Consider the following 14,031-nt stretch of genomic DNA (forward strand, 5'->3'; position numbering starts at 1 on the left):
CCCTGGGCCGTCAGCGGGCGTTCGTCGCCGACGCCTCCCACCAGCTGCGCAACCCGCTGGCCACGCTGGTGCTCCAGCTGGAGAACGTGGAACCGCACGTCGCGCCGGGGCCGGGTCTGGCCGAGCACGCCCGGGCCCTGGACGAGGCGGAGCGGCTGGAGGAGCTGCTGGACGGGCTGCTGGCGCTGGCGCGGCTGGAGTCCGGGACGGCGCGGCCCGTGGACCAGGACCTGGCGGGGGCGGTGCGGGGGCGGGTGGAGGCCTGGGAGCCGGTCTTCCGGGCCGCGGGGCTGGAGCTGGAGCTGGAGCTGGCGGCCGATGGTCTGCCGCGGGAGCTGCGCGTACGGGCCCTGCCGGACGCGGCGGGGCGGATCCTGGACGCGCTGCTGGACAACGCGGTGAAGTTCGTCCCCTCCGGCGGCCGGGTGGAGGTGGCGGTCTCGGGCTCGCCGGGCGGGGAGGCCCTCGTACGGGTCGCCGACGACGGGCCGGGGGTGCCGGCCGGGCGGCGGGAGCTGCTGCTGGGGCGGTTCGCGCGCGCCCCCGAGCACCAGAACCTGCCCGGCAGCGGGCTGGGGCTGGCCATCGCCGAGGAGATCGCCCGGCTGAGCGGGGGCGGGCTGGAGGTCGCCGGGAACGATCCGCGCGGGCTCGTCTTCGCGTTCCGGCTGCCGTGCCCCGCGCCGGGTCAGCCGTACACCGAGCGGTAGTGGGCGACGGCGCCGGGGTGGAGCGGGACCCGGCCGGTGGAGATGGCGAAGCGGGGCTCCAGCCGTACCCCCGCCGTCACCTCCCGCAGCAGGTCGTGGCGGCGGTCGAAGACCACCCGGAGCAGGTCGCCCGCGGCGTCGGCGGGCACGTCCGCGCGGGCCAGCAGGTAGTTGGCGACGCCGACCGTGCCCACGGGCGCGGAGAGTCCGTAGGCCCCGGCGGGCAGGGTGACCGCCGTGTAGACGGGCCCGTACCGGTCGCGCAGGGCTCCCGCGTAGCCGTCCAGCGGGAGGAAGCGCAGGGGCAGTTCGCGGGCCAGGCCGGTCAGGGCCGGGGTGGGGACCCCGCCGGACCAGAACACGGCGTCGACGGTGCCCGCGCGCAGCGCCGCCGCCGATTCGGCGAGGCCCAGCTGCCGTTCGTCCGCGGCTGACGGGCCCGTGGTGAGCCCGGCGGTGCTCAGCAGGCGGCCGGCCAGGACCTGGACCCCCGATCCGGCGGCGCCGGCCGCGAGCGGGCGTCCGGCGAGGTCCGTCACGGAACGGGCCGGGCCCGCGGCCGGGACGAGGAGGTGGGTGTAGTTGACGTAGACGCGGGCCAGTGCCGTCACCGGCGCCGGGCGGGCGAAGGGCTCGCGCCCCGCGGCGGCGTCCTCGGCCACGTCGGCCATGGACAGGGCGAGGTCGACGGAGCCCTCGTCCAGCCGGCGCAGGTTGTCCACGCTGGCGGCGGTGGTGACGGGCACGATCCGCAGCGGGCTCCCGCTGTCGGCGAGCGCCCGGGCGAGGGCCTGCCCGAAGGCGTTGTACGGGCCGCCCGCGGGCCCGGTCGCCAGCCGGAGCCGGAACACGGGCCCGGAGCCGCCGCCACATCCGGCCAGGGCCGCCGCGAGCACGCCGAGCCCGGCACCGATCAGGTGCCGTCGCCCGGTCTCCGCGCTGCTCACGGCGGCAGCCTAGGGGGTGTCCCAGGGGGCGGGCCAGGGCCCCGGTCAGGGGCGGAGGTCGTCCGCGGTGGGGACGACGACGCCGAACATGTCGGTGATCGTCGTCAGGGCGGCGCGCTGGAGGGCCGCGGCGGGCAGGACGGTGCCGTCGGGGGCGGCGAGGGCGCGGGTGGCGGTGGCCTCGGCGACGACGGTGGGCCGGTAGCCGAGGTTGAAGGCCTGCTGGGCGGTGAAGGTGACGCACATGTGCGTCATGAACCCGGCGAGGACGAGGTCCTTGCCGCTGCCCGCGGCGAAGCCGAGGCCGGCCAGGGTCTTCTCCAGCTCGGTGGCGTGGAAGGCGTTGGGGAAGTTCTTCACGACGACGGGTTCGCCGTCGGCCGGGGCGACCTCCTCGCTGAGGGCGCCGATGTGCTCGCGGACGTCGTACGGGCTGCCCTCGCCGCCGTCGTGGACGACGTGCACGACGGGGGTCCCGGCGGCGCGGGCCCGCTCCAGCAGGCGGGCGCCCGCCGCGACGGCCTCCTCGGCGCCCTCCAGGGCCATCACGCCGGTGCGGTAGGTGTTCTGGAAGTCGATCAGGATCAGGACGGACTCGGCCAGCCGGGCCGGCCGGTTCTCCAGCCCGCTCAGGTCGCGCAGGGTCGTGGACGCGGTGGTGCCGTGGGTGGTGGTGGTCGTGGTGCTCACTTGGACTGCCTTCCATCGGTGTTCATCGGGATGCGGCCCGGCGGATGCGGGCGGGAAGCGGGCAGGGCACAGCGCTCCGCCCGGCCGTGCGTCCGCCGGGGGAATCAGGGGTGTTCGGGTGTGGTGGTGTCGCCGGCCGTCAGACCGTCACGTCGTCAGACCGTCAGGTCGTCAGGCCGGCTGGGTGCGGAAGCGGCGCCGGTAGGCCGCCGGGGTGGTGGCGAGCTGGCGCCGGAAGGCCCGGTGCAAGGTCTCCGCAGAGCCGAGTCCGGACCCGGCCGCCACCTGGTCGAGGGGGCAGTCGGTGGTCTCCAGCAGGCGCCGCGCCAGTTCGACCCGGACCGCCTCGACGTACGCGGCGGGGCTGGTGCCCGTCTCCTGTTTGAAGACGCGCGCGAAGTGCCGTTCGCTCAGGCACATCCGGGCGGCCAGGGCCGGCGCGGACAGGTCCGCGTCGGGGTGGTCGGCGATCCACAGCCGCAGCTCGTCGATCTCGCGGCGCCCGGCGGCCGGGCGGCTGAGCGGAACCGAGAACTGGCTCTGGCCGCCCTGCCGCTTGAGGTACATCACCAGCTGCCGGGCCACGGCGAGCGCCGTCTGCTCGCCCAGGTCCTCGGCGACCAGGGCCAGCGCGAGGTCCAGGCAGGCGCTGATGCCGGCCCCGGTCCACAGCCGGCCGCGGTCGGTCCGCACGAAGATGGGGTCCGGATCGACCGTGACGCCGGGGTGCTCGGCGGCGAGCTGGGCGGCCGTCGACCAGTGGGTGGTGGCCGTGTGTCCGTCGAGCAGGCCGGCCGCGGCCAGCAGATGGGCGCCCACGCACACCGAGGCGACGCGCCGGGCGTGCGGGGCGGTCTCCCGCACCCAGGCGACGACCTCCCCGTCGATCCGGGCGACCGGCCCGCCCTCGGCCATGTCGACGGCGCCCGGCACGAGGAGGGTGTCCACCTCGGCGCCGACGTCGGCGAACGCCACGTCGGTCAGCAGCCGTACGCCCGCCGACGTGCGCACCGCACCGGCGGCGGCCCCGGCGAGGCGGACCTCGTACCCGGCCCGGCCCCCGGTCTCGCGGTTGGCGAGCGCGAAGACCTCTGCGGGGCCGGTGACGTCGAGGAGGTCGACATCGGGGAAGACCGCGATGACGACACGGTGTGCGGTGGGCATGCGTCCATCCTCCCCGCGGCCGCCGCATGGCCGCAATGACGCTTCCCCGTCACATTCGGACACAGATCCGAAGGGGGGTTCCGGCACCCGGCGCGGGCCCCGACCGGCGATCGGGTGACGTTGCGCCACCCTCTCGGGCGTACCCCCGTTATCCAGGGCGACCTCCCCGTCCGGGCCGGGTCCTCCGCCAGACAAGGAACCTTTCGAGCATGCTGAAGAAGATGATGGTCACCGCCGTAGCCACCGCCGCCGCGATCGGCGCGGGCGCTGCCGCTGCCGCCCCGGCCATGGCCATCGGCAACGACAACGGGATCAACACCGTCAACGGCAACGGTGCCCAGCAGATCTACGGCAACCAGAAGACCGCGGGTGACATGAGCCCGCAGGCCGCTCTGATCCAGGGCTCCGCGAACAAGCCCTGCATCGGCCTGCCCGTCAAGGTGAACGCCCAGTCGCTGGTGGCCATCCTGGCCAACGTCGGCGTCCAGGACGTCAACGTCCTGTCCAACCCGCAGAACCAGCAGTGCACCGAGAACTCCACCCAGGCCAAGGGCGACGAGTCCCTGTCGCACATCCTGGACAACATCCCGGTCCTCTCCGGCAACGCCTCCGCCGGCAGCTGAACGGCCGAGGCCCCCGCCCCGCGTCCGGGGTGGGGGCCTCGTCGTGCCGTCAGCGGGACCGGCCGGTGACTACCACATCACCGGCAGGCGCTCGGGGAGGCGCTTCATGAAGCCGGTGCGCCACACCAGCTGTTCGACGGGAACCGCCAGCCGCAGCCGGGGCATCGCCGCGAGCACGGCGCGCAGGCCGATCTCGGCGTGCTTCTTGCCCAGGGCCGTGGCCGGGCAGTAGTGGGAGCCGCCGCCGAAGGAGAAGTGGGCGGAGGAGTTGGCCCGCGTGAAGTCGAGGCGGTGCGGCTCCGGGAAGACGGAGGGGTCGAAGTTGGCGCCCTCGGGCAGCACGAGGACCAGCTCGCCCTTCTTCACCTCGACGTCGCCGAGGGTCATGTCCTCCATGGCGAGGCGGGGCAGGCCGTCCCCGATGGACAGGTTGATGCGCAGCAGCTCGTCCACGGCCTGCGGCATCAGCTCCGGGTGGTCGGCCAGGTGGTCGGCCTCCTCCGGGTGGGTGAGCAGGGTGACCAGCGCCATGGCGAGGAAGCCGGCGGTGGAGATGACGCCCGCGCCGAACAGCGTGACGCCGACGGTCGCGAACATCTCGTCGCTGACGTGCTCGTAGCCCTCGGTGCCGCGCAGCTTGGCGAGGTCGCCGATCAGGCCCTGACCGGTGTCGTCGAGGCGGGCCGTCATGTACGCGATGTCGCGGTCCCAGTTCAGCCGGGCCGCGGGGATCTCGCTCGCGCTGTTCATGAACGCGATCGGCAGCGACTCGGAGAGCAGCGGGGCCGCCTCCTGCGGTACGCCGAGGATCTGGCAGTGCATCGCCTCCGAGAAGGGGTCGGTGAACATGGACCGGATGTCGACGGGGGCTCCGTGCTTGAGCATCCGCTCGACCAGCTCGGCGGCGTGTCCCTCCATCCACTCCTGGAGGCCGGGCGCCTTGGGGTTGATCGCCTTCATCACGGCCTTGCGCAGACCGGCTCCGGTGATGTTGCCCATGTTGTTGACGACCTCGGGCGGGATCGTCAGCGCGTACTGGCGGGGCACCCCCGGGTCGGAGGTGTTCTTGAGGCTGAACCGGTCGTCCTCGAGGACCTGCTTGACGAGCTCGTACGAGGAGACCAGCCAGGCCTCGGCGCCGGCGATGGTGCGCACCTTCACCACCGGGGCGAGTTCGCCGATCTGGGCGGGCAGGTGGGTGCCGTCCCACGTGAACGGGAAGTCGAGGATCGGCTCCGCGTGGGTGGTCACAGCTGGTCTCCTTCGGTGGCGGGGGTGACGACGGCGTGGCCCTGGTTGCGGGAGGCCCGCAGTCCGGCGCCGCGCGAGTAGAGCAGGTCCGCCATGGGCAGCGCCTGGTGGTAGCAGTTCAGCGACGAGGGGACGCCGAGGATCGCGGGGGTGTCGAGGAACAGGGGCGCCTCGGCGCACACGTAGTCCAGGCACACCTTCCGCTGGTGTTCGGTGGCCTGCTGGCCGCCGAGCACCTTGGAGGAGAGGAAGATGTCGACGAGTTCGTTCGCGGTCTGGGCGAACGCCGGATCGGTGCCGAGCCGTTCCAGCAGGTCCGCGTGCATGCGGTCGTAGGCGGCGATGCCCTGGAGCGAGGACATGGGCCTCCCGCGCAGCCGGGTCCCCGACGGGTCGATGTCGGCCACCGCGTTGGTGACCTTGGCGCGAACACCGCGGAGGTTCTTGACCGTTTTACGACGGGCCTCGTCCTCCGGATAGCCCATGGCCACATACATTTCGGCCACGTGAAGATCCGTGTAGATGAGGTCGGCCTGCCGGAAGTTGTCGAGGGCCCATTCGGCGAGCGCGTGCACGCGCTGGGCGGAGAAATAGGAGTTGCCGGGTGAGATTCCGATGACGGCGTGGTCACCCTCGCCTGCGATGACCTGGCAGTGCGGGGTGTAGGGGTCAACGCGGAAGGCGCTGGTCCGGATTGCTGTTGTCATGGGAGTGGTCACGTCCCTGTCGCCGCGATTCCCCGATCGGACCCCGTGTCCCGGGTGCGGCGGCGACGTTCAGAACCTATCCGCAAAGCGCGGCTCCGGTTGGATTACCGCACAGTTCGTCTCGGCTTCTGGACTCAGATGTTGCCCCAGTCAACAGGCGGGACCTGCGAGGTTGTTGATCTGCCCTGCAAAGGTGGCGATCAGACGGTTCACTGGCTCAATGCCGCCTTTCCCCTACAAGATCGCCGGATGGGACACATGTTCCGAGTGGCCGGAACCGGGGGCCGAAAAGAACCCCCGTTCCTCTCACGCGGCATTCACGGAGATCGGGGGCGGAGCGCCCCATAGTGGGGTACGTGCAGTCCGATGAGGCGCAGGTACGTGTGGTGATCGTCGAGGACCACCCGCTGTTTCTGGAGGGGCTGAGGTCCGCGCTGGAGAGCGCCGACGGCATACGGGTCGTCGGCGAGGCCCGGACGCTGGCCGAGCTGCCCGGGGCGGTGGCCGCCGGCGGGCCGCAGGTGGTGGTGATGGACCTGTCCCTGCCGGACGGTTCGGGCGTCGACGCCACCCGGCGGCTGGCCGAGGAGCATCCGGAACTGGCGGTGCTGGTGCTGACGATGGCGGACGACGACACCGCCCTCCTCGCCGCCCTGCACGCGGGGGCGCGCGGCTACCTGGTCAAGGGCGCCGGCCGGGAGGAGGTCCTCCACGCGGTGCGCACGGTGGCGGCCGGGGGCGCGGTCTTCGGCCCCGGCGTGGCCGCCCGGCTCACGGCCCTGGTCACCGGCGGGCCCCGGCACGAAGCGGAACGGGCGTTCCCCGCGCTGACGGCACGTGAGGCGGAGGTACTGGACCTGGTCGCCCGGGGGTACGACAACCGGCGGATCTCGCGCGAGCTGTTCCTGGCGGAGAAGACCGTGCGCAACCACGTCACCCGCGTCTTCGAGAAGCTCGGCGTCGCCAGCCGGGCGGAGGCCGTGGCGCGGGCCCGGGACGCGGGGCTCGGCTCGGCCGGGGACGGGAGGGACGGCGGCGCGGGCGGGGGCGGGACGGACGGCGGGCCGGGCAGGGGTGGCTGACGGTGCCGCGTATGTCCAGGTCATGTCACGGATCCGCCACAGCGGCGCGTTCGCGCAACCCCGGCGTGGGTGCGGCGCGTATCCCTGGTCGCGAGTGCCGGCGCGGGACCGGTCGTGAGAACAACGGGAGCACCCCATGCAGTACGCAGCAGGCCTTCGGCGCACGGCGGCGGCACTGGCGGCGGCCGCGGCGGCCACCGCCCTGATGACGGGCTGCGGCCCGGCCGGGGACCCGGGCGCGGCCGGCGGGCCCTCCTCCCCGCCGGCGGCCTCGGGACCGGCCCAGGCGACGCCCGTCGGCAGCGGCACGGGCGGGACCGGCGGCTCGTCGGGGTCCGGCGGCACGTCGGCGTCCGGCGGCACGTCGGCCTCCGGCGGTTCGGGCGGCTCCTCGTCCACCGGCGGCGGCGGTGCGAAGCCGACGGCCTCCGCGCCGGGTTCGGGCGGCAAGGCGAAGGCCTGCACGGGCGAGGACCTCCTGCTCTCCCCCGCCCACCTGGCCGACGTCCGCCCGCCCGGTACCGGGACGGGGGCGGTGGTCGTCTCGGTGAGCAGCCACACGACCTGCACCCTCAGCGGCTTCCCGCAGGTGGCGGGCGCCGGCAACGGCGCTCCCGACAAGAACCTCCCGCTGGCCACCACCAACAGCGGTACGGCCGCCCCCGTGACGCTCACCCCGGGAGCCCGCGCCTGGACCAAGCTGACCTTCGTCAACGTCCAGGGAGAGGCGGACGGCTACTGCGTGTCCGGCTCCACGCCCGTGGTCTTCCCCACGCTCGTCATCCGCGTCCCGGGCGCGGGCGCGCACCAGATCGCCATGGACGACGGGCAGTTCGCCGAGTGCGACAACAAGGTGACCGTCACCGCCTTCTCGCTGACCAAGCCCTCCTGACCAAGCCCTCTTGACCGAGCGCACCCCGCCCGGCCGGACGGCCCGTGGTACGGGTCGGTCAGGAGATCCCGTACCACTGGCTGCCCCAGCCGGTGTTGATCGTGCCGGTGGACTGCTCGGCGAGGTTGAGGGCGGGCGGCAGCGAGGTCTGGCCGGTCAGGACCGTGCTGTAGCGCAGGGCGGGGGGCGCCAGGCCCGCGTTCACGGAGATGCCTGCGCCGGTGGCCTTCAGGGTGAGGGCGTTGGTGGCCCAGTTCCCGTTCAGCAGGAGGGCGATGAAGTAGGTCCCGGTGCCCGCGGTGAACGGCTTGGTCAGGGGCAGCGGCTTGGCCACCGCGTCGGTCATGAGCTGGGGCGAGATGTCGGCGGTGGACGCCACGAGCTTGCCGGTGGCGTCGTACACGCCGAGGTAGCAGTTGGAGAGCTGGGCGTTCGCGTCGATGCCGGCCAGGCCGAGCCAGATGTTCGACCAGGTGATCTGCTCGCGCAGGCCGACCCGCACCAGGGTGATCCGGCCGCCGACCCCGGCCGCCGACTGCGCGGTGACGTGCCCCGCGTCGCCCGGGTCGCCGGTCCAGGCCAGCAGGTTCTGGTCCTGGGGGCGGGGGCCCTCGTACCCGGCGCCGCCGCCCTGCACGGGCGCGGGCGCGGCCGCCGGGGTGCTCGCGGTGGTGTGCGGGCCGCCGTCCGACGAGCTGCACCCGGACAGGGCGAGGAGCGCCGCCAGGGTGGCGGCGAGGCCGGCGGTGGTGGTTCGGGTGCGCATGGTCCCCCCATGTGGTGCGGATGTGCCGGGGTCATCGTCACATGTGCCCCTGTGGACGGCCCCGGGGGGAGGGTTCCGGCCTGTCCGCGGGCGGAGTTGGCCCGGGAACCGGTCGTCGGGGAGGCCGCGCGGGCCGATACTGCTCGGGGCGCAGGGCCCACGGCCGGGAGGGGAACCGATGGGGTGGAACGGACGCGGGGTCGCGGTGCTGGCGGCGCTGGGGGTGCTGGCGGCCGGGGTCCTCGTACCCGCCGCACCGGCGCTGGCGGCGCCGCGCTGCGGATCGTCGGGGGCGGGCGGGCCGGTGCAGGTGGCGCACGTCCCGGACTGGACCGAGTCCGTCGCGGTGGACCGGCAGGGCCGGATGTTCGCCACCGCGTACTTCAGCGGCCGCGTCTACCGCATCGACGCGCCGGGCGCCGCGCCCGTCGCGCTCACCGGGGACGTCGGCGCCAACGGCGGGATCGTCGTGCGCGAGGACGGCAAGCTGCTCGTGGGCACGGGCAACGACCTCGCGCACTCGCTGACCGGCGACCTGCTGCCGGTCTCCGAGTTGCTGGAGGTGGACCCGGAGACCGGGGCCGTCGGCGTGTACGCCTCGGGGCTCGGCGGGATCGACGGGGTGGCCCTGGCCCCCGACGGAACGGTGTACACGACGACCCTGGGCGGTACGGGCATCGGGCGGGTCACCCCGGACGGGCGCGTGGACCCCGCGTGGGCGCGGGTGCCGCAGCCCAACGGGATCGCGGTGTCCCCGGACGGGACGCAGGTGTACGTCGTCCAGACCACCCTCGCACCCGGGGTGTACCGCATCCCCGTCGCGGACCCGGGGCACCCGCGGCGCTGGGTCTCGACCACGGGAACGGACGCGGTGGGCCTGCCGGACGGCCTCACCCTCGACGGCCGGGGCAGGCCGCTGATCGCCACCCACGCGGCGGGCGAGGTCTGGCGGATCGAGGACGGCGCGCTGTGCGCGGTGGCGTCGGGCCCGGAACTCCGGCTGTCCACGCAGCTCGTGTACGGCCGAGGCACCGAGGGCTTCGCGGCGGGCCGGCTGTACCGCGCGGGCGTCGACGGCCGCATCTACGAACTCCCCGCCGGCGCGGAGGACCCGGCGGGAGGCTGACCCGCCCGGGCCGTCGCCCTCAGGGTGCCGCGTAGCAGCGGACGGTCACGATCTGCTCCGGGCCCCACCTTTGCTCGGCGGTGCCGATCAGTTCCCAGCCCAGCCGCTCGTAGAGGGCCGCGGCGGCGGTGTCGGACGCGACGACGTCGAGCACGGGATGCAGGCCCCGGTCCCGTGCCGCCCGGGCGGCCTGCGCCAGCAGCAGGGCGCCGATCCCGCGGCCGCGCGCCCCCGGAGCGACGAACAGCCGGCCGACCACCGCGGTCGCCCGGTTGCCGACACCCTCACGCCTGCTCCACAGCCCGGGTGCGGCATCGTCCGCGGTGCTGCGGGCCAGGCCGACATGGCCGGCGACCCGGCCGTCCCGTTCGGCCACCCAGGCGGCGAGGAGCGTCGGCTGCCTCAGCCAGTCGGCGGGCCGCTCGGGCCAGTTGACCGGATAGCCGTCCCGCTCGTGAACCCGGGCGAGTACCCGGACGCACGCGTCGAGGTCTCGGTCGGTCCTGCGCCGGACCAGATGCGTCGGGCTTCCTTCGGGTGCGCTCGCGCTTTCGCTGTCCATCAGGGCAGGGAAGCACGGCCCACCGCCGGTGGCCAGCTGTTTCCCTACCCGTCCTGGAGGTCGTCCCAGGCCATCGAGCTCATCCGCCAGCCCTGCGGGGTGCGGACGAACTGGGTGGTCTTGCGGCCCTCCCCCTCGAACCACTCGCCGTCGAGGCGGCCGGACTTGCGGTACTCGCTGAAGCGGTGGGCGATCGAGCCGAAGATCTCGGTGCGTTCGGCCACTTCCCATTCCGAGAACTCCGTCAGGGTCCCGTCGGTGAGGATCCGGCGCCGGGGTTCGATGAAGGAGTCGAGGTCGTGGACGACGGGCTCGCCGCCGAGGTTCTTGATGATCATCCCCTGGGGGATGAACACCCTCCGCACGGCGTCGACGTCCGGCGCGGCGCCACCGGTGTTGGTGAACGCGCCGAGGAAGGCCGCCATCAGCCCGTCGAGTTCGCGCTTCACATCGGATTCCGCCTCGGACACGGAGGTCCCTCCCCTGGGTCGTACGCCGGTGTACCCGAAGGATCGTATGCCTCCCCGGGCCGCTCCAGAAGATCCGTACGGCGGGTGGGGGCTCGCCCGTGCGCGTACAGTCCGGGTTGTCCAGCACCTCTCTACGGCCGGGCCGACGGCCGGACAGGAGAAGCCCCGTGACCGCAGACGCCGCTCCCACGCCGCTCCCCCGGCAGCCGTCCGGGCCGGGTGGGGGATCCGGGCCGGTGCCCGTGCCCGAACTGGACGCGGCGGACGTCGCGTCGTGGCGGGCCGGGAAGGGGGAGCTGGTCGAGCTGCTGGCGCGGGCGCGCGAGCGGCTCGGTGGGGTGGCCGGCGTCCGGCTGGGGCCGCGGCCCACCGTGCTGGTCACCGCGCCGGAGGCGGTGCGGCACGTGCTCGCGCTGCACCCGGACCGGTACGTCAAGCGCTCCCACCGGGCCCGTCTGCTGGTCGGGGACGGGCTGCTCGCCGCGACGGGCGAGGCCTGGAGGCGGCAGCGGCGGCTGCTCCAGTCGCAGTTCACCGGGACGGGGATGCGCCGCTACGAGCAGCGGATCGCCGGTGCGGCGCGGACGGCGGCCGCCCGGTGGGCCGGGTACGCGCGCACCGGGGAGGTCTTCGACGTCGGCGAGGAGATGCGCCGCTTCGCCCTGGACACCATCTGGCGCTCCCTCACCGGCCATGCCCTGGACCCGGACACCGCCCGCGAGCTGGCCTCCGTCGCGGCCGTGGTGGCGGCGCTGCCGACCCTGCCGGCCGATGCGGAGCAAGCGCGGGACTCGGTGGCCGGGGACCTGGCCCGGATCGACGCGGTGGCCCGGGAAGCGGTGGCCGCAGCCCGGCGCGGGGAGCCGGGGCCCGACGGGCCGGGGCTGCTGCAGGTGCTGGTCGGGGCCGGCGAGGGGCGCCCCGGGTACTCCGACGCGCTGGTGCGCGACGAGTTGGTGACGCTGCTGGTCGCCGGGCACGAGACCACCGCCACCACCCTCACCTGGCTGTACCTGCTGCTCGACCGTTTCCCGCAGGCCCGCGCGGAGGCGCTGGCCGCCGGGGCGCAGGGCTCACCGGAGCGCGGCGAGGCGGTGCAGGCGCTGGTCGGGGAGACGCTGCGGCTGTACCCGTCGGCCTGGATCCTGCCCCGGTACACGGCGGAGGACGACACCGTGGCCGGGTACGCGGTGGAGGCGGACAGCGACGTGCTGGTCTGCCCGTACCTGACGCACCGTGACCCGGAGCTGTGGCCGGACCCCGAGCGCTTCGACCCGCGGCGCTTCACGGCCCGGGGCGCGCGTCCGTCCGTGACGGGCTCCTACCTGCCCTTCGGGCTGGGGCCCCGGGCCTGCCTGGGCACGCGGTTCGCGCTGCGGGAGTCGACGGTGCTGCTGGAGCACCTGCTGCCGCTGCACGTCCCGGTCTTCTCCTCGGTCCCGGGCGGGGCCGTGTACGGCCTCACGGTCCGCCCCGACGGCCCGGCCCCGGCGAGGCTCACCCCCGCCGGGGGTCGACCGGTGTGAGGACCCCGAGGCGGTCCTCGACGGCCTGGGCGGCGGCCAGGCAGAGGTCCTCGCGGAAGGCCCGTCCGATGATCTGCACCCCGGATGGGAGCCCGTCGCGCAGGCCCGTGGGGACCGCCACGGCCAGGACGCCGGCGAAGCTGGTCGCCGTGCACAGGCGCATGCCGGAGGCGACCCGGTCGCGGCCCGCCTGGTCGCGTGACTCCAGCCCGGGCTCGACCGGCGGTTCGGTGAACGAGGGGCCGAGGACCAGCGGGTACGTGTCGAGGAACTCGGCCCAGGTGCGCCGGATGCCCAGCCAGGTACCCGTCAGCCCCACCAGTTCGGCGGCGGTTGCGGGCGGGGTGCGTTCCATCGCCAGCTGGATGTAGCGGTCCCCGCCCTCCCCCAGCAGGGTGCGGACCGCCGGCCAGGCCGGGGCGAACTCGGTGCAGGTGATGCGGTCGTAGGCGTCGAGGGTCTCCTCCAGCCGCGGTACGTCGGGGACTTCGCACAGCTCGTACCCGGCGTCGGCGAGCGCGGCGGCCGCGTCGGCGACGGCGGCGCGGACCGAGGGGTGGACCCCGCGGCCGCCGGGGTCCGCCACCACGGCGACCTTCAGCGGGCCGGGGAGCGGGGGCCCGTAGGCGGGTACGGGGACGGCCCTCGGGTCGCGTGGATCGGTGCCGGCCAGTGCCTCGTAGGCCAGGCGGAGGTCGGCCACGCTGCGGGCGACCGGGCCGTCGGTGACGAGGGCCTGCGAGGCCGGGCCGGGGTCCTCGGGGCCGAGCACGCGGTGGTCGGCGGGGAAGCGGCCGGGGGTGGGCTTCAGCCCGGCGACCCCGCAGAACTGGGCGGGGACGCGGATGGAGCCGCCGGAGTCGTTGCCGAGGCCCAGGGCGGCCATGCCGGTGGCGACGGCCACGGCGTCGCCGCCGCTGGTACCGCCGGGGGTGCGGGAGGGGTCCCACGGGTTGACGGTGTCGCCGAACAGCTCGCTGCGGGTGTGCATCCCGGCGAGGACCAGGGTGGGTATGTTGGCGTGGCCGATGGGGATGGCCCCGGCGGCGCGCAGCCGGGCCACGGGCGGTGCGTCGGCCCGGGCCACCAGGTCGCGGAAGCGGGGTACACCGAAGGTGGTCGGCACGCCTTCGACGGGGGTGGTCTCCTTCACCGTGAAGGGGACGCCCGCGAGGGGGCCGAGTTGCTCGCCGGCGGCGCGCCGGCGGTCGGTCAGCGCCGCGGCCGCGCGGGCCCGTTCCGCCATCAGCTGGGTGACGGCGTTGACCGTCGGGTTGACCTCGGCGATGCGTTCCAGGTGGCTCTCGACCAGTTCGGCGGCGGACACCTCGCCGTCGCGCACGGCTCGCGCCTGTGCGGCGGCCGTCCTGCGCCACAGGGCTTCCGGCATGGCTCGTCCCTCTTCCTTCGTCGTTTTCCGATGCGCTTGCATCGGATCACCCGAACTCTAATACGGGAACCGATGCAGCCGCATCGAATAAGCTGCGGGGTACCGGAGGCGGCGAGGGAGGCGAG

15 protein-coding genes are annotated in these 14,031 nt (G+C 74.5%); 6 read left to right on the forward strand and 9 right to left on the reverse strand.

Annotation, left to right across the window (positions count from 1 at the left end; translation table 11 throughout):
- Positions 1–710: sensor histidine kinase (locus ACFVXK_RS23335; RefSeq protein ID WP_389614604.1), on the forward strand; the 710-nt coding region annotated here is incomplete at its 5' end.
- Here the strand turns inward: ACFVXK_RS23335 and ACFVXK_RS23340 are convergent.
- From ACFVXK_RS23340 to ACFVXK_RS23350, 3 genes are all read right to left on the reverse strand, one after another.
- A complete protein-coding gene (locus ACFVXK_RS23340) occupies positions 689–1,657 on the reverse strand; it encodes a TAXI family TRAP transporter solute-binding subunit (RefSeq protein ID WP_389614606.1) in 969 nt (322 codons plus the stop codon). The genes ACFVXK_RS23335 and ACFVXK_RS23340 overlap by 22 nt on opposite strands.
- A gap of 45 nt (positions 1,658–1,702) precedes the next feature.
- Positions 1,703–2,347: a cysteine hydrolase family protein gene (locus tag ACFVXK_RS23345; protein WP_389614608.1), complete on the reverse strand. Its 645-nt coding sequence runs from the start codon at positions 2,345–2,347 to the stop codon at positions 1,703–1,705.
- Positions 2,348–2,518: 171 nt separating this feature from the next.
- Positions 2,519–3,511 carry a GlxA family transcriptional regulator gene (locus tag ACFVXK_RS23350; RefSeq protein WP_389614610.1) on the reverse strand — a complete coding sequence of 331 codons (993 nt, stop codon included), beginning with the start codon at positions 3,509–3,511 and terminating at the stop codon, positions 2,519–2,521.
- Between the two features lie 209 nt (positions 3,512–3,720).
- On the opposite strand from ACFVXK_RS23350, the gene ACFVXK_RS23355 reads away from it, so the two are divergent.
- Positions 3,721–4,134, forward strand: a complete 414-nt coding sequence (locus tag ACFVXK_RS23355) for a rodlin (protein ID WP_389614612.1) — start codon at positions 3,721–3,723, stop codon at positions 4,132–4,134.
- A gap of 69 nt (positions 4,135–4,203) precedes the next feature.
- Here ACFVXK_RS23355 and ACFVXK_RS23360 read toward each other — a convergent pair whose 3' ends face one another.
- Together ACFVXK_RS23360 and ACFVXK_RS23365 are read right to left on the reverse strand one after the other, a co-directional pair.
- Positions 4,204–5,385 carry a cytochrome P450 gene (locus ACFVXK_RS23360; protein ID WP_389614614.1) on the reverse strand — a complete coding sequence of 394 codons (1,182 nt, stop codon included), beginning with the start codon at positions 5,383–5,385 and terminating at the stop codon, positions 4,204–4,206.
- Complete coding sequence (locus ACFVXK_RS23365) at positions 5,382–6,092, reverse strand: tRNA-dependent cyclodipeptide synthase (protein WP_389614616.1); 711 nt, start codon at positions 6,090–6,092, stop codon at positions 5,382–5,384. Before ACFVXK_RS23365 ends, ACFVXK_RS23360 begins: the two co-directional genes overlap by 4 nt.
- Positions 6,093–6,448: 356 nt before the next feature.
- Between ACFVXK_RS23365 and ACFVXK_RS23370 the strand changes: the two genes are divergently transcribed.
- Together ACFVXK_RS23370 and ACFVXK_RS23375 are read left to right on the forward strand one after the other, a co-directional pair.
- On the forward strand, positions 6,449–7,174 hold the full coding sequence (locus ACFVXK_RS23370; RefSeq protein ID WP_389614618.1) for a response regulator transcription factor: 726 nt from the start codon (positions 6,449–6,451) through the stop codon (positions 7,172–7,174).
- Between the two features lie 136 nt (positions 7,175–7,310).
- On the forward strand, positions 7,311–8,066 hold the full coding sequence (locus ACFVXK_RS23375) for a DUF4232 domain-containing protein (protein WP_389614620.1): 756 nt from the start codon (positions 7,311–7,313) through the stop codon (positions 8,064–8,066).
- A 58-nt stretch (positions 8,067–8,124) separates the two neighbouring features.
- Here the strand turns inward: ACFVXK_RS23375 and ACFVXK_RS23380 are convergent, their stop codons facing one another.
- On the reverse strand, positions 8,125–8,832 hold the full coding sequence (locus ACFVXK_RS23380) for a hypothetical protein (RefSeq protein WP_389614622.1): 708 nt from the start codon (positions 8,830–8,832) through the stop codon (positions 8,125–8,127).
- 178 nt (positions 8,833–9,010) lie between these two features.
- On the opposite strand from ACFVXK_RS23380, the gene ACFVXK_RS23385 reads away from it, so the two are divergent.
- A complete protein-coding gene (locus tag ACFVXK_RS23385; protein WP_389614624.1) occupies positions 9,011–9,958 on the forward strand; it encodes an SMP-30/gluconolactonase/LRE family protein in 948 nt (315 codons plus the stop codon).
- A gap of 19 nt (positions 9,959–9,977) precedes the next feature.
- On the opposite strand, the gene ACFVXK_RS23390 is transcribed toward ACFVXK_RS23385, so the two are convergent.
- Positions 9,978–10,520, reverse strand: coding sequence for a GNAT family N-acetyltransferase (locus tag ACFVXK_RS23390; RefSeq protein ID WP_389614626.1), 543 nt, complete (start codon positions 10,518–10,520; stop codon positions 9,978–9,980).
- 44 nt (positions 10,521–10,564) lie between these two features.
- Positions 10,565–10,945 carry a DUF4440 domain-containing protein gene (locus ACFVXK_RS23395; RefSeq protein WP_389614655.1) on the reverse strand — a complete coding sequence of 127 codons (381 nt, stop codon included), beginning with the start codon at positions 10,943–10,945 and terminating at the stop codon, positions 10,565–10,567.
- A 281-nt stretch (positions 10,946–11,226) separates the two neighbouring features.
- Between ACFVXK_RS23395 and ACFVXK_RS23400 the strand changes: the two genes are divergently transcribed.
- Positions 11,227–12,516 (forward strand): cytochrome P450, encoded by a 1,290-nt coding sequence (locus ACFVXK_RS23400; protein WP_389614628.1) that lies wholly within the window; start codon positions 11,227–11,229, stop codon positions 12,514–12,516.
- Here the strand turns inward: ACFVXK_RS23400 and ACFVXK_RS23405 are convergent.
- Positions 12,488–13,906 (reverse strand): amidase, encoded by a 1,419-nt coding sequence (locus tag ACFVXK_RS23405; RefSeq protein WP_389614630.1) that lies wholly within the window; start codon positions 13,904–13,906, stop codon positions 12,488–12,490. The two genes, ACFVXK_RS23400 and ACFVXK_RS23405, sit on opposite strands and share 29 nt — an antisense overlap.
- Between the last annotated feature and the right edge of the window lie 125 nt (positions 13,907–14,031).

The sequence above is a fragment of the Streptomyces sp. NPDC058157 genome (assembly GCF_042884105.1).
Classification (GTDB): domain Bacteria; phylum Actinomycetota; class Actinomycetes; order Streptomycetales; family Streptomycetaceae; genus Streptomyces.